27 protein-coding genes and 1 pseudogene are annotated in these 26,874 nt (G+C 71.9%); 8 read left to right on the top strand and 20 right to left on the bottom strand.

Features of this window, described 5'->3' with window-relative positions; genetic code table 11:
* Window positions 1-4: 4 nt before the first annotated feature.
* Both dapD and AB0O07_RS10980 read right to left on the bottom strand, forming a co-directional pair.
* Window positions 5-1,036, bottom strand: coding sequence for a 2,3,4,5-tetrahydropyridine-2,6-dicarboxylate N-succinyltransferase (gene dapD / locus AB0O07_RS10975; protein ID WP_365630514.1), 1,032 nt, complete (start codon window positions 1,034-1,036; stop codon window positions 5-7).
* Window positions 1,037-1,087: 51 nt separating this feature from the next.
* Window positions 1,088-1,941: pseudogene (locus tag AB0O07_RS10980) on the bottom strand (LysR substrate-binding domain-containing protein).
* Between the two features lie 79 nt (window positions 1,942-2,020).
* Here AB0O07_RS10980 and AB0O07_RS10985 point away from each other — a divergent pair.
* The gene (locus AB0O07_RS10985) at window positions 2,021-2,527 is read left to right on the top strand and encodes a cupin domain-containing protein (RefSeq protein ID WP_365630517.1); all 507 of its coding nucleotides are present in this window, start codon (window positions 2,021-2,023) and stop codon (window positions 2,525-2,527) included.
* Between the two features lie 63 nt (window positions 2,528-2,590).
* Here AB0O07_RS10985 and AB0O07_RS10990 read toward each other — a convergent pair whose 3' ends face one another.
* The 6 genes from AB0O07_RS10990 to AB0O07_RS11015 all read right to left on the bottom strand — a co-directional run bounded on the left by AB0O07_RS10990 (window position 2,591) and on the right by AB0O07_RS11015 (window position 8,092).
* Complete coding sequence (locus AB0O07_RS10990) at window positions 2,591-2,875, bottom strand: hypothetical protein (RefSeq protein ID WP_365630520.1); 285 nt, start codon at window positions 2,873-2,875, stop codon at window positions 2,591-2,593.
* A gap of 4 nt (window positions 2,876-2,879) precedes the next feature.
* Entirely contained in the window at window positions 2,880-3,428 is a 549-nt protein-coding gene (locus tag AB0O07_RS10995; protein WP_365630523.1) for a TetR family transcriptional regulator, read from the bottom strand.
* A 109-nt stretch (window positions 3,429-3,537) separates the two neighbouring features.
* On the bottom strand, window positions 3,538-4,221 hold the full coding sequence (locus tag AB0O07_RS11000) for an aspartate/glutamate racemase family protein (protein ID WP_365630527.1): 684 nt from the start codon (window positions 4,219-4,221) through the stop codon (window positions 3,538-3,540).
* Between the two features lie 41 nt (window positions 4,222-4,262).
* Window positions 4,263-5,114 (bottom strand): AroM family protein, encoded by an 852-nt coding sequence (locus AB0O07_RS11005; RefSeq protein ID WP_365630530.1) that lies wholly within the window; start codon window positions 5,112-5,114, stop codon window positions 4,263-4,265.
* A 165-nt stretch (window positions 5,115-5,279) separates the two neighbouring features.
* Window positions 5,280-6,848 carry an OPT family oligopeptide transporter gene (locus AB0O07_RS11010; protein ID WP_365631519.1) on the bottom strand — a complete coding sequence of 523 codons (1,569 nt, stop codon included), beginning with the start codon at window positions 6,846-6,848 and terminating at the stop codon, window positions 5,280-5,282.
* Between the two features lie 281 nt (window positions 6,849-7,129).
* Complete coding sequence (locus AB0O07_RS11015; RefSeq protein WP_365630533.1) at window positions 7,130-8,092, bottom strand: DUF1177 domain-containing protein; 963 nt, start codon at window positions 8,090-8,092, stop codon at window positions 7,130-7,132.
* Between the two features lie 104 nt (window positions 8,093-8,196).
* Here AB0O07_RS11015 and AB0O07_RS11020 point away from each other — a divergent pair, with 104 nt between their 5' ends.
* Entirely contained in the window at window positions 8,197-9,114 is a 918-nt protein-coding gene (locus tag AB0O07_RS11020) for an IclR family transcriptional regulator (RefSeq protein WP_365630536.1), read from the top strand.
* Between the two features lie 132 nt (window positions 9,115-9,246).
* The gene (gene pepE, locus AB0O07_RS11025) at window positions 9,247-9,975 is read left to right on the top strand and encodes a dipeptidase PepE (protein WP_365630539.1); all 729 of its coding nucleotides are present in this window, start codon (window positions 9,247-9,249) and stop codon (window positions 9,973-9,975) included.
* Window positions 9,976-10,024: 49 nt separating this feature from the next.
* Here pepE and AB0O07_RS11030 read toward each other — a convergent pair whose 3' ends face one another.
* Window positions 10,025-10,345, bottom strand: a complete 321-nt coding sequence (locus tag AB0O07_RS11030; RefSeq protein WP_365630542.1) for a multidrug efflux SMR transporter — start codon at window positions 10,343-10,345, stop codon at window positions 10,025-10,027.
* A 107-nt stretch (window positions 10,346-10,452) separates the two neighbouring features.
* Between AB0O07_RS11030 and AB0O07_RS11035 the strand changes: the two genes are divergently transcribed.
* Window positions 10,453-11,619, top strand: coding sequence for a hypothetical protein (locus AB0O07_RS11035; RefSeq protein ID WP_365630545.1), 1,167 nt, complete (start codon window positions 10,453-10,455; stop codon window positions 11,617-11,619).
* Window positions 11,620-11,718: 99 nt separating this feature from the next.
* Here AB0O07_RS11035 and AB0O07_RS11040 read toward each other — a convergent pair whose 3' ends face one another.
* The 8 genes from AB0O07_RS11040 to AB0O07_RS11075 form a co-directional block, all read right to left on the bottom strand.
* Window positions 11,719-12,057 (bottom strand): metal-sulfur cluster assembly factor, encoded by a 339-nt coding sequence (locus AB0O07_RS11040; RefSeq protein ID WP_365630548.1) that lies wholly within the window; start codon window positions 12,055-12,057, stop codon window positions 11,719-11,721.
* On the bottom strand, window positions 12,054-12,518 hold the full coding sequence (gene sufU, locus AB0O07_RS11045; RefSeq protein WP_365630551.1) for a Fe-S cluster assembly sulfur transfer protein SufU: 465 nt from the start codon (window positions 12,516-12,518) through the stop codon (window positions 12,054-12,056). The genes AB0O07_RS11040 and sufU overlap by 4 nt, the downstream gene beginning before the upstream one ends.
* Before the next feature lie 22 nt (window positions 12,519-12,540).
* Window positions 12,541-13,797 carry a cysteine desulfurase gene (locus AB0O07_RS11050; RefSeq protein WP_365630554.1) on the bottom strand — a complete coding sequence of 419 codons (1,257 nt, stop codon included), beginning with the start codon at window positions 13,795-13,797 and terminating at the stop codon, window positions 12,541-12,543.
* Window positions 13,794-14,585, bottom strand: a complete 792-nt coding sequence (gene sufC / locus AB0O07_RS11055; protein ID WP_365630557.1) for a Fe-S cluster assembly ATPase SufC — start codon at window positions 14,583-14,585, stop codon at window positions 13,794-13,796. Before sufC ends, AB0O07_RS11050 begins: the two co-directional genes overlap by 4 nt.
* A gap of 7 nt (window positions 14,586-14,592) precedes the next feature.
* Window positions 14,593-14,910 carry a non-heme iron oxygenase ferredoxin subunit gene (locus tag AB0O07_RS11060; RefSeq protein ID WP_365630560.1) on the bottom strand — a complete coding sequence of 106 codons (318 nt, stop codon included), beginning with the start codon at window positions 14,908-14,910 and terminating at the stop codon, window positions 14,593-14,595.
* Window positions 14,910-16,091: a Fe-S cluster assembly protein SufD gene (sufD, locus tag AB0O07_RS11065; RefSeq protein ID WP_365630563.1), complete on the bottom strand. Its 1,182-nt coding sequence runs from the start codon at window positions 16,089-16,091 to the stop codon at window positions 14,910-14,912. Before sufD ends, AB0O07_RS11060 begins: the two co-directional genes overlap by 1 nt.
* A 152-nt stretch (window positions 16,092-16,243) precedes the next feature.
* Complete coding sequence (gene sufB / locus AB0O07_RS11070) at window positions 16,244-17,665, bottom strand: Fe-S cluster assembly protein SufB (RefSeq protein WP_365630566.1); 1,422 nt, start codon at window positions 17,663-17,665, stop codon at window positions 16,244-16,246.
* A complete protein-coding gene (locus tag AB0O07_RS11075; RefSeq protein ID WP_365630569.1) occupies window positions 17,662-18,450 on the bottom strand; it encodes an ArsR family transcriptional regulator in 789 nt (262 codons plus the stop codon). The genes sufB and AB0O07_RS11075 overlap by 4 nt, the downstream gene beginning before the upstream one ends.
* 167 nt (window positions 18,451-18,617) lie before the next feature.
* Between AB0O07_RS11075 and AB0O07_RS11080 the strand changes: the two genes are divergently transcribed.
* From AB0O07_RS11080 to AB0O07_RS11090, 3 genes are all read left to right on the top strand, one after another.
* Window positions 18,618-19,601: an ABC transporter ATP-binding protein gene (locus tag AB0O07_RS11080; RefSeq protein WP_365630572.1), complete on the top strand. Its 984-nt coding sequence runs from the start codon at window positions 18,618-18,620 to the stop codon at window positions 19,599-19,601.
* A gap of 101 nt (window positions 19,602-19,702) precedes the next feature.
* Window positions 19,703-20,419 (top strand): ABC transporter permease, encoded by a 717-nt coding sequence (locus AB0O07_RS11085; RefSeq protein WP_365631520.1) that lies wholly within the window; start codon window positions 19,703-19,705, stop codon window positions 20,417-20,419.
* Between the two features lie 96 nt (window positions 20,420-20,515).
* The gene (locus AB0O07_RS11090) at window positions 20,516-21,487 is read left to right on the top strand and encodes a COX15/CtaA family protein (RefSeq protein WP_365630575.1); all 972 of its coding nucleotides are present in this window, start codon (window positions 20,516-20,518) and stop codon (window positions 21,485-21,487) included.
* Between the two features lie 91 nt (window positions 21,488-21,578).
* Here the strand turns inward: AB0O07_RS11090 and AB0O07_RS11095 are convergent, their stop codons facing one another.
* The 3 genes from AB0O07_RS11095 to AB0O07_RS11105 all read right to left on the bottom strand — a co-directional run bounded on the left by AB0O07_RS11095 (window position 21,579) and on the right by AB0O07_RS11105 (window position 24,427).
* Entirely contained in the window at window positions 21,579-22,748 is a 1,170-nt protein-coding gene (locus tag AB0O07_RS11095) for an amidohydrolase (protein WP_365630578.1), read from the bottom strand.
* 234 nt (window positions 22,749-22,982) lie between these two features.
* Entirely contained in the window at window positions 22,983-23,366 is a 384-nt protein-coding gene (locus tag AB0O07_RS11100) for a hypothetical protein (RefSeq protein WP_365630581.1), read from the bottom strand.
* Between the two features lie 107 nt (window positions 23,367-23,473).
* Window positions 23,474-24,427 carry a heme o synthase gene (locus AB0O07_RS11105; RefSeq protein WP_365630584.1) on the bottom strand — a complete coding sequence of 318 codons (954 nt, stop codon included), beginning with the start codon at window positions 24,425-24,427 and terminating at the stop codon, window positions 23,474-23,476.
* Between the two features lie 323 nt (window positions 24,428-24,750).
* On the opposite strand from AB0O07_RS11105, the gene tkt reads away from it, so the two are divergent.
* Entirely contained in the window at window positions 24,751-26,859 is a 2,109-nt protein-coding gene (gene tkt / locus AB0O07_RS11110) for a transketolase (RefSeq protein WP_365630587.1), read from the top strand.
* Window positions 26,860-26,874: the final 15 nt, after the last annotated feature.

Below are 26,874 nucleotides of genomic sequence, written 5' to 3' on the forward strand. Positions count from 1 at the left end.
TGGGTCAGTTGTGGCTGTGGAGCACGTCGTTGAGGCCGTCCCAGACCGCGTTGTTCGGGCGGGCCTCCACCGCGCCGGTCACCGAGTTGCGGCGGAAGAGGATGTTGCTCGCGCCCGACAGGTCGCGCGCCTTGACGATCTGGCCGTCCGGCAGCGTGATCCGGGTCCCGGCCGTGACGTACAGTCCGGCCTCCACGACGCACTCGTCGCCGAGCGCGATCCCGACCCCCGCCTCCGCGCCGATCAGGCAGCGCTCGCCGATGACGATGCGCTCCTTGCCGCCGCCGGAGAGGGTGCCCATGGTGGACGCGCCGCCCCCGATGTCGGAGCCGTCGCCGACGACGACCCCCGCGGAGATCCGGCCCTCGACCATGGAGGTGCCGAGCGTGCCCGCGTTGAAGTTGACGAAGCCCTCGTGCATGACGGTCGTGCCCTCGGCGAGGTGCGCGCCGAGGCGGACGCGGTCGGCGTCGCCGATCCTGACCCCCTTGGGCGCCACGTAATCCGTCATCCTCGGGAACTTGTCGACCGCGGTGACCTGCAAGTGCATCCCCTCGGCGCGGGCGTTGAGCCGTACGGTCTCCAGCGCGTCCACGGCGACCGGGCCGAGCGAGGTCCAGGCGACGTTGGCGAGCAGCCCGAAGACGCCGTCCAGGTTCTGGCCGTGCGGCTGGACGAGACGGTGGCTCAGCAGGTGCAGCCGCAGGTAGACGTCGTGGGTGTCGAGCGGCTTGTCGTCCAGGGAGGCGATGACCGTACGGACCGCGACGACCTCCACCCCGCGCCGGGCGTCGGCCCCGACGGCCTTCGCGGCGCCCGCGCCGAGCAGTTCGGCGGCGCGCTCGGCGGAGAGCCGCTCGGTGCCGGCGGGCCCGGGCTCGGCGGTCAGCTCGGGGGCGGGGAACCAGGTGTCGAGGACGGTGCCGTCCTCGGTGATCGTCGCCAGGCCGGCGGCGACGGCGCCGGTGGTGCGGGAAGAGCTGGGCGAGGAGCTGGCGGAAGAGCTGGGGGAACCTTGGGAAGTTGCATCGGTCATGCTCAAAACCTAACTAACGTTTCTCGTGTCGGCGTACCACCGGTGCGTCACTCAGCGATGGTAGGTGGCCGTCGCGATCCGCACGAACGAGCGAATCAGCGGATCCGCGTCCCGCTCGCTCCGCCACGCCACCACCACCCGGCTGGCCGCCATGCCGTCCAACGGCACCACGGCCAGCCCCTCCCCCTGCTCATGCCCCAGCGGGGTCAGACCGACCGTCCCGTTCCAGAGCACGGCCTGCCGGCACTCCGGTACGGCGCGCACCACGGGCCCCTCGCGGGGTTCCCCGCCGTTCCAGTACGACCGCCAGAGCGGATCCGTGCCCTCCGGGAACTGGAACCAGCGGCGCCCGGCCAGCTCGGCCAGGCGCAGCCGCTCGCTGCGGGCCAGCGGATCGTCGGCCCGCAGCACCGCCCCGACCGGGTCGGCGCGCAGCTCCCGTACGGTCAGACCGGCCCGGTCGAACGGCGCGCGGGTCAGCGCAACATCGACCAGCCCGGCGCGCACCCCGCAGGCGGGGTCGGTCAGGTCGGTCTCCCGGACGCGGACCTCGACCCGCGGATGCGCGCGCGGTGGGCGGAGGCCAGCCGGACGGCGTCCGGATCGGTACCGTCCCCCAGGATCCCGACGGTGAGAACCGCGCCGCCGACGGCCGCCGCCACCCGGTCCCGTACCCGCTCCGCCCGGTCGAGCAGCGCACGCGCCTCGCCGAGCAGGACGGCCCCGACCGGAGTCAGCACGACGCCGGCGGACGACCGCTCGAAGAGCGCGGCACCGACCTCGTTCTCCAGCCGCCGGATCGCCCGGCTCAGCGGCGGCTGGCTCATGTGCAGCCTGCGGGCTGCCCGCCCGAAGTGGAGTTCTTCGGCGACCGCCACGAAATAGCGCAGGGTACGCAGCTCCATGGTGCGACGATACCCGTACGGTATCGAGGTGCCGGAACGGGTCTTGGACAGTCGCGGCGCCCGGCGGTGGAATCGGGGCATGACAGACGAACACCCCGCCCCACGGGGCCCCGCCGTCTCCGTGGTCGGCCCCGACGACGGCGAGACGATCACGCTGGGCACCACCCGCCTGCGCATCCTCGAAGACGGCGGCAACACCGGCCACCGCCTGGGCATCGCCGAGTCCGTCCTCGCCCCGCACACTCCTGGACCGCCGCAGCACCGCCACGCCCAGCACGACGAGGGCTTCTACGTCATCTCCGGCACGATCCGGTTCACGGTGGGCGAACAGGAGTACGACGCGACCGCCGGCACCCTGGTCATGGTCCCGCCCGGCGCCCCGCACACCTTCGCCAACCTGACCGGCCAACCGGCCGTCATGCTCAGCACGTTCACCCCGGACCTGTACGTCCAGTACTTCCGTGACCTCCAGGACATGATCGCCGCGGGCCAGTCACCGACCCCCGAGGCGACCCTCCGGACCATGGCCCGCTACGCCACCGAACCCGCCACCGGTCTCCCGCCGAAACCGGAACGGGAGCGGTAACGGTGGCGGTGACAGGGACGGCGGCGGCGCCGTACGGGCCGACCGGGCCCGCTCAGCCGCCGTTCACGCGCCGCTCAGCCGGTTGCCCCCGGCGCCGCGCGCCTTGTTGTGGTCGGCATCGTCCTCCGCGCGGGGCAGCGGCCGGTGGCCCTCGGAGTGGTGGTTGACCCAGCCGCAGACCCCGCAGCTGTAGCGGCCGTCCAGCCCCGCGATGAGGGTGCCGCACTGCCGGCACTCGCCGTAGGTGATCTCGGGACCCGGCGGGCGGCCGGCCGGGGAGGGGGAAGGCGCGGACGGGAGGGGAGGCGGCGAGGAGGAAAGTGGCTTGGAGGAGGGCTCCGTGGTCATCCGGTCAATCTACGGGCGCCGGAATCAGCCGCGCCAGCACCTGGCGGGCGTACTCCTCGTCGTACGTCCCGTCCGTCAGCAGCACCTGGAGGCAGATCCCGTCCAGCAGGGCGACGAGCGCCCGCGCGGTGACCGGGTCGGTGTGCCGGACCAGGGTCTCCGTGACGCCATCGGTCCACTCCGCCGCGATCGGACGCAGCACGGGCTTGTGCAGGGCCGCCAGATAGAGCTCGTACTCCAGTTCCACACCCGCACGGTCGCGCGCCAGCCACTCCCCCGTGATCCGGGCGAGTTCGGCCGCGACATCGCACCCCGGGCGCGCGAAGGCGGCGCTCTCCCGCACCGCCCGCGCGAACCCCTCGTTGGTCTGCCGGAGCGCGGCGACCAGCAGTTCGTCCAGCGAGGCGAAGTGGTACGTGGTCGAGCCGAGCGGCACATCGGCCTCGGCGGCGACGGCGCGGTGGCTCAGCCCGGCGATGCCCGCGCGCCCGACGACCCGCAGCGCGGCGTCGATGAGGCGCTGGCGGCGCTCGGGGTCGTAACGGCGGGTCATCGGCGGGCACCTCCGGGGGTGGGCATGCGTACGATCGTACGCATCGCCGCCTGCCGGCAGGGCACCGCGCCGCGCGCCATCCCCGCGGGCCGCGCGGCAACCCCGCAGGTCAGGGGGACCGCGCATACGACGCCATCAGCCCCGCGGCGAGCACCGCGTCCACCACCGGCACCGCCAGCCGCGCCTCCAGCAGCGGGCGGATCCCGATCGTGGTGAGCCCGGTGCAGGCCAGCAGGAGGGTGTCCGCACCGGCCGCGACCAGTTCGGTGGCGGCGGCCAGGACGGCCTCCGGGCCGTGCGGTGCGAGCAGGTCGGTCGTCCGGCGCACGTCGCGCGGGCGCAGGTTGCCGAGGAAGTGCGGGCCCAGTACCGCGCGGATACCGGGCGGTGCCTCGTCGGTGATGCCGAGCACCCCGACCCGGGTCCCCAGGCCGAGCGCGACCGCGGCGGCGGCGGAGCCCGCGCCGATCACGGGGACCGGCAGGGCCGTACGGGTCCGGGCGAGCGCCGGGTCGGCGGCGCAACTGATGATCACGGTACGGGCGCCCTCGTCGGCCAGTTCCCGGGCGAGGGCGACGATCTTGGGCTCGGCGAGGCGTTCGGTCGCGGCGTCGTGGATGCCGTGCGGCTGGTCCGGGATGCAGCGGGAGAGGGTCGGGTAGCCGAACCGCCGCTCCAGGATCCGGCCATGGGCCCCGACCGCCTCGGGGTCGTCGCTGGTGAGGACCCGGACCACACCGATGGGCGCGGAGGGTACGGACGGGGCGGGTCCGGACGGGGCGGGTCGGGACATGCCCCGTCCCGACGAGGCGGGTTCGGACGGAGCGGGGCGTGTCATGACGGTTCGGTCCTCTCCTCGGTCCTCTCCTCTGGCTTCCCTACCGGTCCCGCCCTGAGACCCGCCTCCGGCAGGCTCTCCGGGCGGCCGAACGCGGCGACGACCTCACCGGCCATCCGCACCGCGAGGGCACGGGCCAGCAGCACCGGGCGGTCCGCCGCGCGCGCCGCGGCCCGCCGCATCTCCTCCGTATAGCCGATGCAGTCCAGGAGGAGCCATGCGCTGCCCCGGTCCGCGAGGGTCGCGGCGGCCTCCGCGACCTCGTGCAGGGCGCGTTCGCGCGGTGCGTACGGGTTGGCTCCGGCGGCCTGGATCCGGCCCGGCAGCACCTCGGAGAAGCGCCGGACGACGTCCTCCGCCTGGTCGGGATGGGGGCAGAGGATCCCGACCGGGTCGGTGCCGACGATCGCCGCGACCGCCCGCTGCACCAGCGGCTCGGCGAAGAGCAGCGGCCGGGTCGACCGCAGGGCGGGGAAGTGTCCGGTGCAGAGCACCAGGGTCGCGGCGGCGCCGTCGCGCTCCGCGCGGGCCACCGCCTCCTCCATCCGGGGGACCAGCGCCGCGTGCCCGAGCACCACGGAACCGCCGTCCCGCAGCCGGGAGACCAGCGGCGCCTCACCCGGCTCCGGGGCGAGCAGGCGGCGGGTAGCCTCCGCCGACGCGCCGTCGAACCGGTCGTCGTCGAGCGCGCCGTGCTCGACCAGGCGTACGCCGGGCAGCAGCGGTTCGGCGTCGGGGCGCAGATCGGTCCGCGGGGCCTGGCCGATGGTGACCAGGCCGAGCGCGGACGGGCCTGCGGGCGGGTCCGCGAGCGGACCCGGTGGACGCGGGGCGCTGTCCGGGAACATGCGTCACTCCTTCGGGGAGATCGGAGATCGGAGATCGGGAGGGATTACCGGAAACGGCGGGGTTACGGGGAACGGAGGGGTTAAGGGGAACGGAGGGGTTACGGAGCGCGGAGGGGTTACGGAGAGCCGCAGCGGAGCCGATCTCCGAGCCACGCCCCGCCCTCCTCACAGCGCCTTGGTCAACTGACCCACGTCATTGACCGAGCTGCCCGCGATCAGCCCGGCGCCGACCAGCGACAGGTCGTTCTCGGCCTGCTCGTCGGAGGCCGCCCGCGCCGCGCGGTCCGTCACGCCCCTGCGGCGCCACAGCGTGTACCCGCGCCGGACGACCAGTGCCCCGAGCACCATCCATCCGGCGTTGGGCGTGGCCACCAGCAACCCGGTGGCCAGCAGCACGCCCATCTGCCGGGACGAGCCGCCGACGAACTGGATCAGCGCGCCCGGGACGGCCCAGAGCAGCATCGTGCGCAGCGTGTCGGGGTCGAGGCCGGTCTTGATGGTGGTGACGTACACCTCGGAGACCGGCGGAATGCGCCCGTCCGAGAAGAACGACTTCCAGGCGACGGCGACCACGACGAGCGCGACGCCGAAGCCGACGAGCTGGGCCAGGTACTGCTGGCGCCGGCCGTCCATCTCGAAGGGGAGCCACGGGGTGGCGTCCTTCCGGAGCAGCCAGCCGGCCTTGAAGTCGTACCCGAGGTCGGCGAAGGCCGGCCCCGTGGAGGCGGTGTACCCCACCAGCAGGGCGAGCGGCACGGTGGGAATGTGCAGGACCAGGCCGACGATCAGCACGATCAAGGTGACCGCGAAGGCGGGGAACCAGCCCGAGTGCATCGCCGCCAGCCCCACGATGAGCTGATGGACGAGGGCGGCGGCACCGGCCAGCGCCACCCAGCCGATCAGGGCGGGCAGGGACATCCCGGCCACCACGCCGCCCGCGACCGCGACCACCACCGCGCCGCCGAGGAAGAGCACCATGCCCTCCAGCAGCCCGCGCCGCAGCCGCGCGGTCCCGACGGTGGGCGCGTGCTCACCACCGACACCGCCCTCGCCGCCGCTGCGGTCGCCACCCCTGCGCCCGCGCATCAGCAGCAGCGCCTGCACCAGCGCCACCAGTCCGGCGCCGATCATCAGGCCGTGCGGAACCCGGTCGGCGGTCAGGTTCACGTCGAGGATGCCGGGCGCGTACTGCGCGATGGTCAGCCCGAGGCCGAACATCAGCAGCGCCCAGATGTTGCCGAGGAAGCCGACACCGGCGGCGCTCGTCGGCAGCTTGAACAGGGCGCCGACGAATCCGACCACCGCGCTCACCCCGAGCACGAGCGCCTTCCGCCCGCCGCTGTCACCGGCCTTGATGGTCTCCGCGGCGGCGATCCCCGCGGGCCAGGAGTTGGTGGCCGGGAGCAGCTTGGAGTCGAAGACCCGGTAGAGCACCCAACTGTCGACGGCCAGCCCGATCGCGGCGCCGCCCAGCATCGGCCACACCAGGTCGGTACGGCCCAGCGCGAAGGGCACGGCGATGGGGGTGAGCAGCGAGTTGGCGGCGGCGAACGTGGAGCCGGAGATCGCCGACTGCACCAGGTTCTGGCGGTGCTGCGAGCGCATCCGCATCAGCGCGCCGAGCGGGATACGGCCGATCATCATCGCGATCAGGGCACCGATGACCGCCGTATTGGGGGAGATGCCGAGCGAGGTGATCAGCACGATGCCGATCAGAGCGCCGAGAACCGACATCACGATGGTGATGACGAGGGTGACCGGTTCGAAGGCCCGGGGGTGCCGTTCCGTTGGTGGCGCCGTGGCCGGCGGGGCGGTCGAAGCTCTCGTGTTCAAGGGGACTCCTGGGTGGTGGCGGCGCTACGGGGGACGGACGGTGACGGGGAGCGGAGCGGCGACGCGGGCGCGGGAGCGGTGTCGGACGCGGGAGCGGTATCGGGACCGGGAGCCGTATCGGGACCGGGAGCGGTGTTACGACGGCCGGGCGGCGGAGGGCCCGCCCGGCCGGCTTCCGGAACTCACCCGGCCGAGGCAGGTGCCTGGAGCCGGGTCATGGGGCCGTACAGCTCCACCAGCCGCGCGAACTCCTCCGCGTCGTGGAACCGGGCGACCCCCCGCCCGAACTCCTTCGCGGCCTCGATCGCGAACCGGGCGGCGGCCGCGATGTCGGTCTCGTGGCTGGCGCCGGTCGCGCACCCCGCCACCGGCGTGGCCGCGGTGATCGCCAGGCCGACGACCGGCGCGTCGGTGGCGACGGCGGGCTGGAGGATGGAGTTGATGTGGTGCACCCCGTTGCCGTACGGGGTGATGTCCTGCGTGGTCACCGGCAGGACCCGGGCGGGCTCCCCGGTCACGCTCTCCAGGACCGAGAGCAGGTCCTCGCTGACCCGCAGGATCCAGCCCTGGAGGATGGTCGGCGACAGGGCGATCCCCCGGTGGCTGAGCAGCCGGTTGCCCTTGGTGGTGTCGATGGAGACGACGGCGTCCATCTCGGGGGAGATCTCCTCCCGGTTGCACACCAGGGTGTCCACCGGGGAGTCCATGAACGGTACCGGGTCGTGCGGGCGGGTGGGGGCCCAGCCGCACACATGGGTGGAGAGCATCACGTCGCCGTCCAGCACATCGCCGCGCGCGTGCATGTCCAGCAGCTTCGCCGCCGCCGACAGCGCGGCGACCGCGCCGTCCGCGTCGGAGACCAGCCCGACCCGCTCCGGCCTGGCGCCCACCCCGCCGAGCCGGCCGAGGATCCCGAGGGTCGGCGCGGAGCCTCCGGCGAGCCGACCGTTACGGCCGGGGACGGTCACGGAGACGAAGTCCGTACTGCCCTGGTCGCCCTCGACCGTACGTACCTCGACGCGCGGCGCCGTGGCCGGATCGGCGCCCGCCGCGGCCTGGACCGCCCGCAGATGCGCGGCGAGCAGTTCGCCGCTGGTCCGGGGGCGGTCGAGGAGTTCGATGACCTCAAGGACGTGCTTCAGCAAGGGAGGACCTCTCACGGTGTTCAGGCAGGTGCGGCTCAGAGTCCGCCTCCTGGTTCACAGCGCGCAATGGTTTCTCGATATCCGAGAATGTTTACTATTCAGCCATGACTGAAAGAAAGCCGGTAACAACGCAGGGGGCAACGGCGGCCACAACGCCGGCAGCAGCACCGGCGGCGGAGAAGACGGCGACGGCGACGGACACCCCGGACACCCCGCCGCTCCAGACCGCGGACCGGGTCCTGAGCCTTCTCCTCTCCTTCGACCGGGAGCACGCCGAGTGGGGCGTCACCGAGGTCGCCGCGGAGTTCGGCCTCGACAAGTCGGTGGCCCAGCGGCTGCTGGCCGCGCTGGCGTACCGCGGGTTCCTCGTCTCCGACAAGCGCTCGCGCCGCTACCGGCTCGGCCCCGCCGTGTGGCATCTCGCCCGGGTGTGGGAGCGGGACGGCGGGCTGGCCAGCCTGGTACGGCCGCCGCTCCGCGCGGTGGCCGAGTCGGTCGGGGTCGGCGCGCTGTTCGCGGTGCCGGACGGGGTGCACATGCGCTGTGTCACGGCCGTGGACGGGGCGACGGGTCCGCTGCGCGTCTACGGTCTGGCGGGCGAGCTGTACCCGGCGCACGCCGGGGCCACCTCCCGCGCCTACTTCGGTATGCTCCCGCCGGGCGACCGGGCGGCGCTGCTGTACGGTCGCCCCATGGCGCGGTTCAGCGACCGGACGCTGACCGATCCCGTACGTCTGGAGGAGCTCTTCGCCGAGGTACGGCGGAAGGGTTACGCGTACTCCGAGGGCGAGTACGATCCGGAGACCGCGGCGCTCGCGGCCCCGGTGACGGTGGGCCGGCGCGCGGTGGGCACCCTGTCCCTGGCCGCTCCCCTCGACGTGTTCCGCGCCCGCAAACCGGAACTGGTCGCCCCGCTGCTCCAGTGCGCGGCGGATCTGGGCCGGCTGCTGACGCCGGTACGCCCCCGGCGCACCGGGGCGGCGGGGGCCGCCGGAGCGGCCGGAGCGACCGGCACCCGCTGATCGCTCCTTTCTGTTTTCCGGCCCCCTCAGATCCCCCTCAGACGAATCCCCCTCAGATCCCCACTCCGATCCCCCACCGATCCCCCACCGACGATCCCCCTCCGACCCCTCCGATTCCCAGGAAAGGCCACCATGCGCTTGCTGCTGCTCTCGAACTCCACGGCCCCCGGCCGCGGTTACCTCGACCACGCGCGGGAGGAGATCGGCGCCCTGCTCGACGGCGCCCGGCGGCTGGTCTTCGTGCCGTACGCCCTCGCCGACCACGACGGTTACACCGCCCAGGTCGCCGAGGCCCTCGCCCCGCTGGGGGTGGAGGTGACCGGGGCGCACACGGCGCCGGATCCGGCGGAGCTGGTGCGCGGCGCCGAGGCGGTCTTCATCGGCGGCGGCAACAGCTTCCGGCTCCTCAAGGCGCTGCACGAGCGCGACCTGCTCCGGGCGGTACGCGACCGGGTCGCCGCCGGCGTGCCGTACATGGGGTCGAGCGCGGGCACCAACATGGCCTGCCCGACCCTGCGCACCACCAATGACATGCCCATCGTCCAGCCGCCGTCCTTCGAGGCGCTGGGCCTGCTGCCGTTCCAGATCAACCCGCACTATCTGGACGGCAGCCCGGCCACCGCGCACATGGGCGAGACCCGCGCCGAGCGGCTGGCGCAGTTCCTGGAGGAGAACGACGTGCCCGTGGTCGGGCTCCGCGAGGGCACCTGGCTGCGCCGCGAGGGCGACCGGCTGGCCCTCGGCGGTATCGAGGCCGGGGCCGTGGTCTTCCGGCGGGGCGAGCGGCCGGCCGGGATCCGTCCCGGGCACGACCTGAGCGCGCTGCTCACGGAGCGGCCCCGGTTCGACACGGCGGCGTAGCGGCGGCGCGGTACGTCAGGTACGGCGGTACGTCAGGTACGGCGGTACGTCAGTGGGCGCCCCCGAGGTTGAGCACGATGACGCCCACGATCACCAGGGCGACCCCGGCCAGTTTGAGCACGCTCGCCGACTCGCCCAGGAAGACCATCCCGATCGCGGCGACGATCGCCGTACCGGCCCCGGCCCAGATCGCGTACGCCGTCCCGACGGCGATCGTCCTGAGCGCCTGCGAGAGGAAGGCGAAGGCGAGGACGTACCCCACCCCGGTCATCAGCGAGGGCCAGAGCCGGGTGAATCCCTCGCTGTACTTCATGGCGGTCGTCGCCGCCACCTCGGCGGCGATGGCCGCCGCCAGCAGTCCATATCCCATGCGTACGAGTGTACATATCGTTGCGTACGACCGTACACAAAGGGGTGGGGAGGGGCACGTATACGGTGTGTTGATCAGATAAAGAGAGACACTCGGGGGGTGTACCGGTGACGTACGACGGCACAGGACACGGTGGTACGGGCCAGGGCGGCGGCCAGAACAGCGGCCAGGACGGTCCGGACGGCGGGGGTCTGCACGCCCCCTACGGCGGGCACGACCCGTACGGCGCGTACGGCTGGGGCGGCGGCTGGCACGGCTGGCCGCCGCCACCGCCCAGACCAGGCGTGATCCCGCTCGGCCCGCTCGACCTGGGCTCCATATTCAGCGGTGCCTTCGCCACCGTGGGCCGCTACTGGAAACAGTTGCTCCCCGTCGCCCTCGTCGCGTACGTCCCCGCCGCGCTGCTGGTGGCGGTGACGGCGCTGATCCTGTTCACCGGGGTCGGCACCCACCTGGCCGTCACCTTCACGGAACCGTCGGAACTGGCGGAGTTCTGGGCCTCTCTCCGCCCCCTGCTCCTCGCCTTCCTCGCCCTCTGGGCCCTGAGCATCGTGGCGTCGTCGGCGGCCACCGCGCTGATCCAGGCCGCGTGCCCGGCGATCGTCCAGGAAGCCGTCCTGGGGCGGCCGGTCTCGTTCGGCACGGTCCTCCGCCGGGCCTGGTCCCGGCTCCTCCCGGTGCTGGGCGCCCTCGTCCTGGCCTCCGTCATCGCCCTCGCGCCGCTCGTTCTGACCATGGCGGCCTGCACGGGCGCGGTCTTCGCCTACCTCACCGGCGACGGCACGATCGAACAACTGGTGTGGATGCTCCCCCTCGCGCTCCTCGCCGTCTTCGCCGTCATCCCCCTGACCGTCTGGCTCTGGGTCCGCTTCAGCCTGGCCCCCGCCGCGATCGTCATCGAGTCCCTGGGGCCGGTCGCCGGGCTGCGCCGCTCGGTCGCGCTGGTGCGCGGCGGCTGGTGGCGGATCTTCGGCATCTCCGTGCTGGCCGCGCTCATGGCCGGTGCCGCGGGCATGGTCCTCCAGCAGCTCGGCGGCCGGTCCGGCGTCTTCGGCGGCCTGGGCCTCTACCCCGGCAACGGCGGCGTCCAGGACCCGGCCCAGGTCTTCTCGCACCTCGGCCTCGTGCTGCTGCTCTCCCTGATCACCAGCGTCATCGGCCAGATCGTGACGGCGGTCTTCCCGCAACTCGTGCTGAACCTGCTCTACGTGGACCAGCGCATCCGTGGCGAGAACCTGGCCCCGAGCCTGATCCACGCCGCCGGCCTGTCGTAACGCCACGCACGATCCCACGCACGAGCCCGCGCACGCGGAAGGCCCCACGACCGGTCGCCGGTCGTGGGGCCTTCGGGGACGCCCGTGGAGGCGGGAGCCTCAGACGTTGAAGCCCAGCGCGCGCAACTGCTCGCGGCCATCGTCGGTGATCTTGTCCGGGCCCCACGGGGGCATCCAGACCCAGTTGATCTTCAGCTCGTTGACGATGCCGTCGGTCGCCGCCTTCGCCTGGTCCTCGATCACATCGGTCAGCGGACACGCCGCCGACGTCAGGGTCATGTCCAGGGTGGCGATGTTCGCGTCGTCGATGTGGATGCCGTAGATCAGCCCGAGGTTGACGACGTCGATGCCCAGCTCGGGGTCGACCACGTCGTACAGGGCCTCGCGGACCTCCTCCTCGGAGGCCGGCTTCGCCGTCAGGGTCTCGTTCTCGCTCATGCCGTCTCCTTCGTCGTGCTGTCGCCCAGGGCCTGGGCCGTCGCGTCCTTCCATGCCATCCAGCTCAGCAGGGCGCACTTCACGCGGGCGGGGTACTTCGAGACGCCCGAGAACGCGATCGCGTCCTCCAGCACCTCCTCCATCGCGTCGTCCGGCTCCAGCTGGCCCTTGGACTGCATCAGCTCCAGAAAGGTCTCCTGGATCTTCCGCGCCTCGGCCAGCTCCTTGCCCACGAGCAGGTCGTTGAGCACGGACGCGCTGGCCTGGCTGATGGAGCAGCCCTGGCCCTCGTACGAGACGTCCGCGATCAGCGATCCCTCGTACCGCACCCGCAGTGTGATCTCGTCGCCGCAGGTCGGATTGACATGGTGTACTTCGGCGTCGCCGTCCCGCAGACCACGCCCGTGAGGGTGCTTGTAGTGGTCCAGGATGACGTCCTGGTACATCGAATCCAGCTTCACGGACAGCCAGCCTCTCTCGTCCTCATCCGAAGAAGTTACGGACGTGCTCCAAGCCCGCGACCAGGGCGTCGACCTCGGCCGGGGTGGAGTACAGATAGAAAGACGCTCGCGTCGTCGCGGGAATTCCGTACCGCAGGCAGACCGGCCGCGCGCAGTGGTGCCCGACCCGGACGGCGATGCCCTGCTCGTCCAGGACCTGGCCCACGTCGTGGGGGTGGATGTCACCGAGGGTGAAGGAGATCGTGGCGCCCCGGTCCTCGGCCGTCGTCGGGCCGATGATCCGCAGACCGGGCACGTCCAGCAGCCGTCCGACCGCGTACTCCGTGATCGCGTGCTCATGCGCGGCGATCTTCTCCATGCCGATCGCGGAGAGGTAGTCCACGGCCGCGCCGAGCCCCACGGCCTGCGCGATCGGGGGCGTACCGGCCTCGAACTTGTGCGGCGCGGGGGCGTAGGTCGACGAGTGCATCGAGACGGTCTCGATCATCTCGCCGCCGCCGAGGAACGGGGGCAGGTCCTCCAGCAGCTCCTGGCGGCCCCAGAGCACGCCGATCCCGGTCGGGCCGACCATCTTGTGGCCGGTGAAGGCCACGAAGTCGGCCTGGAGCGCCTGGACGTCCAGCACCTGGTGCGGGGCGGCCTGCGAGGCGTCGATGCAGACCAGCGCGCCGACCTCCTGGGCGCGGCGGACGATCGCCTCGACCGGGTTCTGGGTGCCCAGGATGTTGGAGACCAGCACGAAGGAGACGATCTTCGTCTTCTCCGTGATGAGCTGGTCGATGTTGGAGAGGTCGAGGCGGCCGTCGTCGGTGATGCCGAACCACTTCAGCTTGGCACCGGTGCGCTGGGCGAGGAGCTGCCACGGCACGATGTTGGAGTGGTGCTCCATCTCCGTGATGACGATCTCGGTCTCGTGGTCGACCCGGTAGGGCTCGTCGGCCCAGCCGAGCATGTTGGCCACGAGGTTCAGCGACTCGGAGGCGTTCTTGGTGAAGATCACCTCGTCGCGGCTGGGTGCGTTGATGAAGGCGGCGATCTTGTCGCGGGCGCCTTCGTACAGCGCCGTGGCCTCCTCGGCGACGACGTACACGCCGCGGTGGACATTCGCGTTGTGCCGCTCGTAGTACTGGCTCAGCGCGTCGAGGACCTGCCGCGGTTTCTGGGAACTCGCGGCGGAGTCCAGGTAGACGAGCTTCTTGTCGTCATGGACGACCCGGTCGAGGATCGGGAAGTCTTTACGGATCGCCTCGGTGTCGAGAAGGCCCGGCAACTGTGTCACGCCACATCCTCCTCTGAGTTCACTCCGCTCACGGGGCCACCCTTCACGTACGCCTCGTAGCCCTCGTTCTCCAGCTTGTCGGCGAGCTCGGCGCCGCCGGACTCGGCGATCCGGCCCTGCGCGAAGACATGCACGAAGTCGGGCTTGATGTAGCGGAGAATCCGCGTGTAGTGCGTGATCAGCAGCGTGCCGACCTCGCCGGTCTCCCGGACGCGGTTGACGCCCTCGGAGACGACCCGCAGCGCGTCCACGTCGAGGCCGGAGTCGGTCTCGTCCAGGACGGCGATCTTGGGCTTGAGCAGTTCGAGCTGGAGGATCTCGTGGCGCTTCTTCTCACCGCCGGAGAAGCCCTCGTTCACGTTGCGCTCGGCGAAGGCGGGGTCCATCTGGAGGCGCTCCATGGTCTCCCGGACCTCCTTCACCCAGGTACGGAGCTTGGGCGCCTCGCCGCGCACGGCGGTGGCGGAGGTGCGCAGGAAGTTGGAGACCGAGACGCCGGGGACCTCGACGGGGTACTGCATCGCGAGGAAGAGACCGGCGCGGGCGCGCTCGTCGGCCGTCATCTCCAGCAGGTCCTCGCCGTCCAGCGTGGCGGTGCCCCCGGTGATCGTGTACTTGGGGTGGCCGGCGAGGGAGTAGGCGAGGGTCGACTTGCCGGAGCCGTTGGGGCCCATGATGGCGTGCGTCTCGCCCTGCTTGACGGTCAGGTCGACGCCCTTGAGGATCTCGCGGGAGCCGTTCTCCGCCTCGACGGAGACGTGCAGGTCGTGGATTTCAAGCGTTGCCATGGGTGACTCAGGACTCCTGGGTGACGGAGACGAGCACATCGTCCCCTTGGATCTGTACGGGGTATACGGGGACGGGGCGCGTCGCGGGAAGGCCGGACGGCTTGCCGGTACGGAGGTCGAAGCGGGATCCGTGCAGCCAGCACTCGATCGCGCAGTCGTCCACCTCGCCCTCGGAGAGCGAGACGTTGGCGTGCGAGCAGATGTCGTTGATGGCGAACACCTCGCCCTCGGTGCGCACGAGAGCGACCGGGGTGCCGTCGAGTTCCACCCGCTTGGGGGTGTCCTCCTCCAGCTCACCGAGGGCGCAGACGCGGACGAAGTTCATCAGACGGACGCCTCCAGCTCCGTCTCGATGGTGGCCAGCAGCCGCTCCTCGACGTCGGGCAGCCCGATCTGCTGGACCAGCTCGGCGAAGAAGCCGCGGACGACGAGGCGGCGGGCCTCGGTCTCCGGGATGCCGCGGGCCATCAGGTAGAAGAGCTGCTCGTCGTCGAAGCGGCCGGTGGCGGAGGCGTGACCGGCGCCGGCGATCTCGCCGGTCTCGATCTCCAGGTTCGGTACGGAGTCGACGCGCGCGCCGTCCGTGAGGACCAGGTTGCGGTTGAGCTCGTAGGTGTCGGTGCCCTCGGCCTGGACCCGGATGACGACGTCGCCGATCCAGACGGCGTGCGCGTCGGTGCCCTGGAGCGCGCCCTTGTAGGCGACGTTGGACTTGCAGTGCGGGGCGTTGTGGTCGACCAGGAGGCGGTGCTCCTGGTGCTGGCCCTGGTCGGTGAAGTAGAGGCCGAACAGCTCGGCCTCGCCGCCGGGGCCCCCGTACTGGACGCGCGGGTGGAGCCGTACGAGGTCGCCGCCGAAGGTGACCACGACCGACTTGAAGGAGGCGTCCCGGCCGACCAGCGCGTTCTGCTGGGCGACGTGGACGGCCCGGTCGTCCCAGTCCTGGACGGAGACGACGGTCAGCTTGGCGCCGTCGCCGATCAGGAAGTCGGTGTTGGCGGCGAGCACCGCGTCACCGGTGTGGTCGATGACGACGACGGCCTCCGCGAAGGCGCCCACCTCGACGACCTGGTGGGCGTAGGCGGTGCCGCCGGTGCCGTGGACGGAGATCCGGACCGGCTCGGTGAGGACGGTCTCCTTGGGCACGGAGACGACGGACGCCTTCTCGAACGAGGCGTACGCCTGGGCCGCGACCCGGTCCACCGGGACGCCGGCCGCGCCGATCCGCGCGTCGTCCCGGCCGACGGTCTCGACCGTGACGCCCTCGGGGGCGGTCACCTCGACCGTGACACCGCCGTCAGCGGCGACGGCCGTGCCGTCGTGGAGCCCGCGCAGCCGCTCCAGCGGCGTGAACCGCCACTCCTCCTCGCGGCCGTGCGGAACGGGGAAGTCCGCCACGTCGTAGGACGGGGGCGCGCTCATGCGCGTGGCGACGGTCGACTCGGCGGCCACCGCGATCGAACCGGCGGTCGTGGAGCCCGCCGGAATGTTCTGAGCCTCAGCCATGGCTGTCGTCGTGCTCTCTCTCTGCCTCTGCGTAAGGAAAAACGGTCGCCGCTCCGGTCGTACGAGCCGCGTGGTCCCGGGTCCGCCCGGCCGCGCGGCCCTGCTCGGGCAGGGGAGCGCGTAGGGACGGGCCCGGTTCTGAGGGGCCGGGGTCAGCCGACGGAGCCCTCCATCTGGAGCTCGATCAGCCGGTTCAGCTCCAGCGCGTACTCCATGGGCAGCTCCTTCGCGATCGGCTCGACGAAGCCGCGCACGATCATCGCCATCGCCTCGAACTCGGTGAGGCCCCGGCTCATCAGGTAGAAGAGCTGGTCCTCGGAGACCTTGGAGACGGTCGCCTCGTGGCCCATCGACACGTCGTCCTCGCGGACGTCGACGTACGGGTAGGTGTCGGAGCGCGAGATGGTGTCGGTCAGCAGCGCGTCGCAGAGCACATTGGACTTGGAGCCCGCGGCGCCCTCGCCGATCTCGATCAGACCGCGGTACGAGGTACGGCCGCCGCCCCGGGCCACCGACTTGGAGACGATGTTGGACGAGGTGTTGGGGGCCATGTGGACCATCTTGGCGCCCGCGTCCTGGTGCTGGCCCTCGCCCGCGAAGGCGATGGAGAGCGTCTCGCCCTTGGCGTGCTCGCCCATCAGGTAGACGGCCGGGTACTTCATGGTGACCTTGGAGCCGATGTTGCCGTCGACCCATTCCATGGTCGCGCCCTCGTACGCCACGGCGCGCTTGGTGACCAGGTTGTAGACGTTGTTCGACCAGTTCTGGATCGTCGTGTAGCGGCAGCGGCCGCCCTTCTTGACGATGATCTCGACGACGGCGCTGTGCAGCGAGTCCGAGGAGTAGATCGGGGCGGTACAGCCCTCGACGTAGTGGACGTAGGCGTCCTCGTCCACGATGATCAGCGTCCGCTCGAACTGGCCCATGTTCTCCGTGTTGATGCGGAAGTAGGCCTGGAGCGGGATGTCGACGTGCACGCCCTTCGGCACGTAGATGAACGAGCCGCCGGACCACACCGCCGAGTTGAGCGAGGCGAACTTGTTGTCGCCGACCGGGATGACCGTGCCGAAGTACTCCTGGAAGAGCTCCGGGTGCTCCTTGAGCGCGGTGTCGGTGTCGAGGAAGATGACGCCCTGCTCCTCCAGGTCCTCGCGGATCTGGTGGTAGACGACCTCCGACTCGTACTGGGCGGCGACACCGGCGACGAGGCGCTGCTTCTCCGCCTCCGGGATGCCGAGCTTGTCGTACGTGTTCTTGATGTCCTCCGGCAGTTCCTCCCAGGAAGCGGCCTGCTTCTCGGTGGAGCGCACGAAGTACTTGATGTTGTCGAAGTCGATGCCCGACAGGTCGGAGCCCCAGTTCGGCATGGGCTTCTTGTCGAACAGCCGCAGCCCCTTGAGCCGCAGCTTCAGCATCCACTCCGGCTCGTTCTTCTTCGCCGAGATGTCGCGCACGACCTCCTCGGAGAGGCCGCGCTTGGCGGCGGCACCGGCGGCGTCGGAGTCGGCCCAGCCGAATTCGTACGTACCCAGACCTTCGAGTTCAGGATGGGCAGTCTCTGTGGGGAGCGTCATGCGGGGTTCCTCCCGGCCGTGCTTTCGGATGCGTGATGGGTGGTCTGTGGGGTGGCGTTCGGTGCGGTGGTGGCCTGTACGGCGTCGGCCTGCGGGGCGCCGCCCGGAATGAAGGTCGTGCAGACGCCGTCGCCGTGGGCGATCGTCGCGAGCCGCTGCACATGGGTCCCGAGAAGCTGGGAGAAGAACTCCGTCTCCGCCTCGCAGAGCTGCGGGAACTTCTCGGCGACATGGGCCACCGGGCAGTGGTGCTGGCAGAGCTGCTCGCCCTGCTGGTGGGGGGCGCCACGGGCGGTAGCAGCGTACCCGTCGGCGCTCAGCGCCTTGGCGAGCGCCTCCGTGCGCCGGCCGGGGCCGGCGGCCTCGACCGCCGCGCGGTAGCCGGCGGCCTGGGCGGCGATCCGGGCGCGGGCGAACGCGGCGACGGCCGCCTCGCCCAGCTCCCCGCCGCCGGCCGTGGCGGCGATCCACCGCAGCGCGTCGGCCGCGAGCTGGTCGTACGACTGGTCGAAGGCGTCCCGGCCGCAGTCGGTCAGGGCGAACGCCTTGGCGGGCCTGCCCCGGCCGCGCGATCCGTAGACCCGCTGGTCACGCGGCTCGACCATGGCATCGGCGACCAGTGCGTCGAGGTGCCTGCGGACGGCCGCCTGGGTGAGTCCGAGGCGCCCGGCGAGTTCGGAGACGGTGGACGGGCCGTGGTCCAGGATGGAGCGCGCGACCCGGTTGCGCGTGGAGTGCTCACCGGTCGCGAGTTCCTCCTGCGGAGCCTCGCCCTCGTATTTCACAACGCCATTGTTGCGTAATTCCTTCTGCCCTGACAACCAAGGTGGTGAGCGGCCTGCGGTGCCCTTCGTCACTTAGGGTCACCTAAGAAGGTTCGCGGACGGCCCTCCGGGAAGCGTGCCCGGCCCCGCGGGACGGCCGCCCCGGCGCGCTGCCTAGACTTCCCGGCATGCGCAGCGTCTTCCCGGGTGGTCCGCTGCCCGACCACGGCCCGGCCGCGGGACCGCCCTCAGGAACGCCCCTCGTGGAGGTCCACGGGCTGGTCAAACGGTACGGCACCACCACGGCGGTGGACGGCCTCGACCTGGTGGTCGGCGCCGGCACGGTCACCGCGGTCCTCGGCCCCAACGGCGCCGGCAAGACCACCACCGTCGAGACCTGCGAGGGGTACCGGACACCGGACGCCGGTACGGTACGGGTCCTCGGCCTCGACCCCGTCAAGGACGCCGCCCGGCTCCGCCCGCGCATCGGCGTGATGCTCCAGTCCGGGGGCGTGTACTCCGGCGCGCGCGCCGAGGAGATGCTCCGCCACATGGCGCGCCTGCACGCCCACCCGCTCGATGTGGACGCCCTGATCGAACGGCTCGGCCTCGGCTCCTGCGGCCGTACCACCTACCGGCGGCTCTCCGGCGGCCAGCAGCAGCGCCTCGCGCTGGCCCTCGCGGTCGTCGGCCGCCCCGAGCTGGTCTTCCTGGACGAGCCGACCGCGGGACTCGACCCGCAGGCCCGCCGCGCCACCTGGGAGCTCGTCCGCGAGCTGCGTGCCGACGGCGTCGGGACGGTGCTGACCACGCACTTCATGGACGAGGCCGAGGAGCTGGCCGACGATGTCGTGATCATCGACGCGGGCCGGGTCGTGGTCCAGGGCAGCCCCGACGAGCTCTGCCGGGGCGGCGCCGAGAACACCCTGCGCTTCACCGGACGCCCCGGGCTCGACCTCGGCTCGCTGCTGAAGGCGCTGCCGGACGGCACCGGGGCCACCGAGCTCTCCCCCGGCGCGTACCGGATCACCGGCTCGGTCGACCCGCAACTGCTGGCCACGGTGGCGTCCTGGTGTGCGCAGCACGGCGTCATGGCGGACGGGATCGCCGTCGAGCGGCACACGCTGGAGGACGTCTTCCTCGAACTGACCGGCAAGGAGCTGCGTTCATGAGCACCAGCGCGACGAGCGACACGGGTACGGGGCCGGCTGCGGGTCCGGGCCCGGGCCCGGGTACGTACGCCCCCGCGCCCGGCGCTGCGCCGCTGCTCCGCATGATCGCGGCGCAGACCGCGTTCGAGACGAAGCTGCTGCTCCGCAACGGCGAGCAGCTCCTGCTGACGGTGATCATCCCGTCGCTGCTGCTGGTCCTCTTCTCCACGGTCGACGTGGTGGACACGGGCGACGGCAAGGCCGTCGACTTCCTCGCGCCGGGTGTGCTGGCGCTGGCGGTGATGTCCACGGCGTTCACCGGGCAGGCCATCGCGACCGGGTTCGAGCGGCGGTACGGGGTGCTCAAGCGGCTCGCGGTCTCGCCGCTGCCGCGCTGGGCGCTGATGACCGCGAAGACGCTCTCCGTGCTGGTCACGGAGGTGCTCCAGGTCGTCCTGCTGACGGTGATCGCGCTCGGTCTCGGCTGGTCGCCGCGGGGGAACCCGCTCGCCGTCCTCCTGCTGCTGGTGCTCGGCACCGCGGCGTTCTCCGGGCTCGGGCTGCTGATGGCGGGAACCCTGAAGGCGGAGGCCACGCTGGCCGCCGCCAACCTGGTCTTTCTGCTGCTGCTGGTCGGCGGCGGGGTGGTCGTCCCGCTCGACAAGTTCCCCGAGGCGGCGCGCGCGGTGCTGGAGCTGCTGCCGATCTCGGCGCTCTCCGGCGGGCTGCGCGACATCCTCCAGCACGGCGCCGGGGTGGAGTGGGGCGGCGTCGCCGTGCTGGCGGTCTGGGCGGTGCTCGGGCTCGGCGCGGCGGGCCGGTTCTTCCGCTGGGAGTGAGCGCGGGGGCTTCGGGAGCGGCTGTGACCTGGGCGTACGCGTCCCGGTGCCCTTGCGGCCACCCCTCGTGAATTCCTGCACAAGCTCGGTCCTACGATGGTGGCCGTGTTGAACCCTCTCGCGTATATCGCCCAGCGCTGGACACCCTCCCCCCGTATCCTCCGCCGCGCCGCGCTCAGCGCCGTCGTGATGAGCGTGCTGATCATCGTGACCGGCGGCGCGGTCCGGCTGACCGGCTCCGGGCTGGGCTGCGACACCTGGCCGAAGTGCACGGACGACAGCCTCATCGCCACGCCGGAGCAGGGGCTGCACGGGGCGATCGAGTTCGGCAACCGGATGCTGACGTACGTGCTGAGCGCGGCCGTCGGCTGGGCGATCATCGCGGCCCGCTCCGTCAAGCCCCGCAGGACCGGCCTCTCCCGGCTCGCCTGGTCGCAGTTCTGGCTGGTCATGTCCAACGGTGTCATCGGCGGCATCACCGTCCTCACCGCGCTGAACCCGTGGACGGTGGCGGGCCACTTCCTCGCCGCCAACGCGCTGCTGACGGTCGCCACGCTCACCTGGCTCCGTACCCACGAGGGCGATGGCCCGCCCCGGGTCCGTGTCCCGCGCCCGGTGCGGCGGCTCTGCTGGGCGCTGGTCGGCGCCGCGGTGGTGCTGATCGCCGCGGGGACGGCGGTGACCGGGTCCGGGCGCCACGCGGGCGACAGCAGCGAGGTGCCCCGGATGCCGTTCGACTATGTCACCGCGGCCCATGTGCACGCCGTCTTCGCCTGGCTCGTCTGCGCGCTCGCGGTGGCGATGTGGCTGGTGCTGCGGGTGGTGGACGCCCCTGCCGACACCCGGGCGCGCGCCCGTGACCTGCTGCTGGTCCTGCTCGCGCAGGGCGCCATCGGCTATGTGCAGTTCTTCACGGACACCCCGGAGATCCTGGTGGGCGCCCACATGCTGGGCTCCTCGCTGATGTGGATCGCGGTGCTGCGGCTCGCGGTGAGCATGCGCGAGCGGCCCGGTCCGTCCTCGCCGGAGATCCCGGCCCAGGCGGACGCGGCAGCCGCACGCGTCTGAGCGGGGGGCCGACGGGTCGGCGGGGCGCGGCGGCTCCGTACGACCGAATCAGCCGACCGGGCTGTACGTACGGCCCGGTCTCCCGTACGGTTCAGCCCTCCCCGAGGCCGTGGACGCGGCGCGCGTTGCCCCCGGCGAGCAGTCCCGCCGCCCGCCGGGCCTCCCCCGCCGACCAGGCGCCCTCCCCGACCCAGCCGCCGAGGACCCGCCCGACCGCCGTCCGGAAGACCCGGGCCCCGACGAGATGCAGCTCCGGCAGGGCGCGTGCGCCGGTGGAGAAGAGCAGCTTCCCGAACGGCGCGCTCTCCAGCATCTCGGCGAGCACCCCGGCCGCCCCCGCCCCCGTACGGGTGAGGACCGACCCCAGATCGGCGTGGACCTGCGGAAAGACGGCGGTCAGACAGGCCGCGTCCCGGTGGTACGGGTAGGTGTCGCGCAGGATCAGCGGGGCGCCGGCCCCGGCCGTGGCCGCCGCGAAACCGTAGATGTCGGTGCCGCCGCCCGTCGCGAGGTGCAGCGGCGCCCCGGTGGAGACGGCGGTCCAGTGCAGATGACGGAGGAGTACGGGGTCGAGCCCGCCCCCGTACGGGTCCTCCCCGAGCAGGCCGGGCCCCGTGGCCTCCGGTCTCCAGCGGCTCCGGGCGGCGAGCCAGCGGCCGGCCGCGCCGCGTACCTCGCCGGGGCCCGGCGGTTCCGGGTCGAGGGCCTGGCCCGGCCGGGTGGTGGCGGCGGCGCTCAGCGCGACGGCCGAGGCGGCTGCGGAGTGGACGGCCTCGGCGAGCCCGGCGAGAAAGCCGCCGACGCCGTCGGCGGCGAGGGCGGCCCGGTGGGCAAGTGGTTCGAGCCGGACGATCTCCCGCCCCCGGGCGCCGCCCAGCGCGGCGGTCTCCCCGGCCCCGGTCAGCGCGTCGGACGGGGCCGTGCCGCCGGGCGGGGCCGTGCCCCCGGTCACCGCCGCGCCGCCGGTATCGACCAGATAGGTGGAGATCCCCGTGGCCCGTAAGAGCCGCCGGGAGACCTCCAGCGCGCCGAGTTCCCGGCGGCGGGCCAGATAGCGGGCGGGCGAGCAGTGCGGTTCGAGCCCGAGGAGCGGCGGGCACCAGCGCCGTACCGCGACCCCGGCCTGGGAGTCGAAGAAGGTGGTGCCGGGCGCGGGCAGCGCGGCGGTCCCGCCGAGCCGGGCCTCGAAGGTGCCGAGCCCCAGCTCCGCGGTGTCCACACCGTGGCAGTACTGGTCGACGAGGGACGCTGTTTCGATCATCGGGATTCCCGTCGTGGACCGTGGATCATGGACCGCATGACCGTGAACCGACCGACGCGGTCCTCTCCTACAGTCCTAACGGGTGAACGCGGACGCGGGTGGCGCCTCGGAGATCTCTCCGGGAGCGCTCAGGGAGCATTTCAGGGGCGCACGCCGCACGGGGCGAGCGCGGTCGGCCGGATCCGGGCGGCGCCGGGCGGATCCCGGCGGATCCGGGTCCGCGCCGGCCGGCCGTCAGCCGTCGCGCCGGCCGCCGAGCTGGAGTCCGGCCATCCGGCGCCACTCGTACGGGCCGGTCCGCACCTTGGCCGCCAGGTCGCCGTCGAAGGAGTCGTGCAGGGTGAGCCCGGCCCGCTCGGCGGCGGCGGAGGCGACCGCGTGGGTGGGGGCGACCAGATCGCCCCAGGCGCCGTCCTCGCCGACCAGGACGATCCGGGTGCCCGCCTGCCCGAGGTAGGCGAGCTGGCCCTCGGCGCCGCCGTGTTTCCCGGCGAAGGAGCCGATCCGCTTCGCGAGCCTGGCGGCCGTCCGCGCGGCGCGCGCCTCGCTCCGGCTCCGTACGCCGTCCCCCACGCCGTCCCCGTCACCGCTCTGCCGCACCTGCTCGGTCTCTGCCATGAACGGGATGCTACCGATGGGTAGATCAGATGGGTAGATCAACTGGTGACGGGCGGGTACGTGGCCTTGGCCACGTACCCGCCCGTCACCAGCGGTCCAGCGGCGGTCTAGCGCAGGAAGGGGTCGACCGCGACGGCCACGAAGAGCAGCGACACATAGGTGATGGACCAGTGGAACAGCCGCATCTCCTTGAGCTTGGGGCCCGCCTCGCCGGCCTTGGCGCGCGCCTGGAGCCCGTGCGCCTCCCAGAGCCAGAAGCCGCCGGCCAGCAGGGCCACCACCGTGTAGAACCACCCCGTGTACCCCAGCGGCGTCAGCAGCAGGGAGACGGCGACCATGACCCAGCTGTAGAGGACGATCTGCCGGGCCACCACGCGGTTGGTCGCGACGACCGGCAGCATGGGCACACCCACCCGCTCGTAGTCGGCCTTGACCCGCATGGAGAGCGGCCAGTAGTGCGGCGGCGTCCAGAAGAACATCACCAGGAAGAGGATGACGGCGGCCCAGGACATCGAGTTCGTCACGGCCGACCAGCCGATCAGTACCGGCATGCACCCCGCGATACCGCCCCAGACGATGTTCTGGGAAGTACGGCGCTTCAGGATCATCGTGTAGACGACGACATAAAGAAGGAGCGCGCCCAACGACAGTGCCGAGGAAAGCCAGTTGACGAAGAACCCGAACCAGAGGGTGGACACCACCGTCAACGTGAGGCCGAAGATCAGCCCCTCGCGCGGGGAGACCATTCCCGTCACCAACGGACGCTGCGACGTACGGTCCATCAGGGCGTCGATGTCGCGGTCGATGTACATGTTGAGCGCGTTCGCGCCACCGGCGGAGAGATAGCCGCCGATACACGTAGTGAGCACCAGCAGCAGATCCGGGACCCCCTGCTGGGCCAGGAACATCACCGGCACGGTGGTGATCAGCAGCAGTTCGATGATCCGCGGCTTGGTCAGCATCACGAACGCTTTGACACGGGCACCGAACGGCCGGTGGCCCCCCGAGCTCGGAGTCAAGGCAACCCCTGCGGGTCGGGACTCGACGGCCGTCACGCACACCCCTGACAGAGAAAATCCCAGCAAGCATCCGGGCGTGAAGGCCCCGTAAAGGCTTGCGCTTACCACGCCACTCTAGACGTTGCCGATATCCCGTTTGCCGTGGGGGGTGGGGGTACGGGGTCGTGTTGAACACCGTGTTGAACGCCGTCCCGACGCGCCCCGTACACCATGCCGACAGCCTGCCGAGAGGCGAAGTCACCGCACCCGCCGCACCCTGGAAACACGCTCGGAGGGATGTCGGAGGCTGCGGGTAGGCTCGACAGAGAACCGGTGCGCCCTCAGACACCGGGACATGAACATGTGGAGAGGAGCCCTGACTCAGGGTGAGCACCAAGCCGACCACGACAGACCTTGACTGGACCGCATTGGACCGTCGGGCCGTGGACACCGCCCGCGTCCTGGCCATGGACTCCGTACAGAAGGTCGGCAACGGCCATCCGGGTACGGCCATGAGCCTGGCCCCCGCCGCCTACGTACTCTTCCAGAAGCTGATGCGGCACGACCCCTCCGACGCACAGTGGACCGGCCGCGACCGGTTCGTCCTCTCGGTGGGCCACTCGTCCCTCACGCTCTACATCCAGCTCTACCTGGCCGGGTACGGCCTGGAGCTGAGCGACCTGGAGTCCTTCAGGACCTGGGGTTCCAAGACCCCCGGCCACCCGGAGTACGGACACACGACCGGCGTGGAGACCACCACGGGCCCGCTCGGCCAGGGTGTCGCGAACGCGGTGGGCATGGCGATGGCCGCGCGCTACGAGCGCGGGCTGTACGACCCGGAGGCGGCGGCGGGCACCTCGCCGTTCGACCACACGATCTACGCGCTCTGCGGCGACGGCTGCCTCCAGGAGGGCATCTCCGCCGAGGCCGCCTCGCTCGCCGGACACCAGAAGCTCGGCAACCTGGTGCTGCTGTGGGACGACAACCACATCTCCATCGAGGGCGACACGGAGACCGCGGTCTCCGAGGACACCCTGAAGCGGTTCGAGGCGTACGGCTGGCACGTCCAGCGCGTCGAGCAGTCCCCCGACGGCGACCTCGACCCGCAGGCGCTCTACGCGGCGCTCCAGGCCGCCAAGGCCGAGACGGAGCGCCCCTCGTTCATCGCGGCCCGCTCGATCATCGCCTGGCCCGCGCCGAACGCGCAGAACACCGAGGCGGCCCACGGCTCGGCGCTCGGCGCCGAGGAGGTCGCCGCGACGAAGAAGGTCCTCGGCTTCGACCCCGAGCAGTCCTTCGCCGTCTCGGACGAGGTCATCGCCCACACCCGTGAGGCGCTGGACCGGGGCCGCGAGGCCCGTACGGCGTGGGAGAAGACCTTCGCCGCCTGGCGCACCGCCAACCCGGAGCGCGCCGCGACGTTCGACCGGGTGCGGGCGGGCGAACTCCCCGAGGGGTGGCAGGACAAGCTGCCCTCCTTCGAAACCGGCAAGGCCCTCGCGACGCGCGCCGCGTCCGGCAAGGTCCTCCAGTCGCTCGGCGAGGTCATCCCCGAGCTGTGGGGCGGCTCCGCCGACCTCGCGGGCTCGAACCTGACGACCATCGACAAGACGTCGTCGTTCCTCCCGGTGGGCAACCCGCTGCCGGGCGCCTCGCCGTACGGCCGCACGGTGCACTACGGCATCCGTGAGCACGCCATGGGCGCGACGATGAACGGCATCGCGCTGCACGGCAACACCCGTATCTACGGCGGCACCTTCCTGGTGTTCTCCGACTACATGCGCCCCGCCGTCCGGCTCGCCGCCCTGATGCAGGTCCCCGTCACCTATGTGTGGACCCACGACTCCATCGGTGTGGGCGAGGACGGTCCGACGCACCAGCCGGTCGAGCACCTGGCCGCGCTGCGCGCCATCCCGGGGCTGAACATCGTCCGCCCGGCCGACGCCAACGAGACGGTGACCGTCTGGGCCGAGATCCTCAAGCGCCATGACAAGGGCGCCCCGCACGGCCTGGCGCTCACCCGCCAGGGCGTGCCGACGTACGACGCCGACCCGGACGCGGCCAAGGGCGGTTACGTCCTGTTCGACGCCGAGGACGCCGAGGGCAACGCCACCGAGCCGCAGGTGCTGCTGATCGGAACGGGCTCCGAGGTGCAGCTCGCCGTGGCGGCGCGGGAGCAGCTCCAGGCGGCCGGGGTGCCGGCGCGGGTCGTGTCGATGCCGTCGGTCGAGTGGTTCGACGAGCAGGACCAGGCGTACCAGGACAGCGTCCTGCCGCCGTCCGTGAAGGCGCGCGTGGCGGTCGAGGCCGGGATCGCGCTCACCTGGCACCGTTTCGTCGGCGACGCGGGCCACATCGTGTCGCTGGAGCACTTCGGCGCCTCGGCGGACGCGAAGGTCCTCTTCCGCGAGTTCGGTTTCACCGCCGACGCGGTGACCGCCGCCGCGCGGGCCTCGCTGGAAACGGTGTCGGGGACCGGGTCCTCGGCGCGCTGACGCCCCTCTACACGA

Origin of the sequence: Streptomyces sp. NPDC093085, assembly GCF_040683935.1 — a bacterium.
GTDB lineage: Bacteria > Actinomycetota > Actinomycetes > Streptomycetales > Streptomycetaceae > Streptomyces.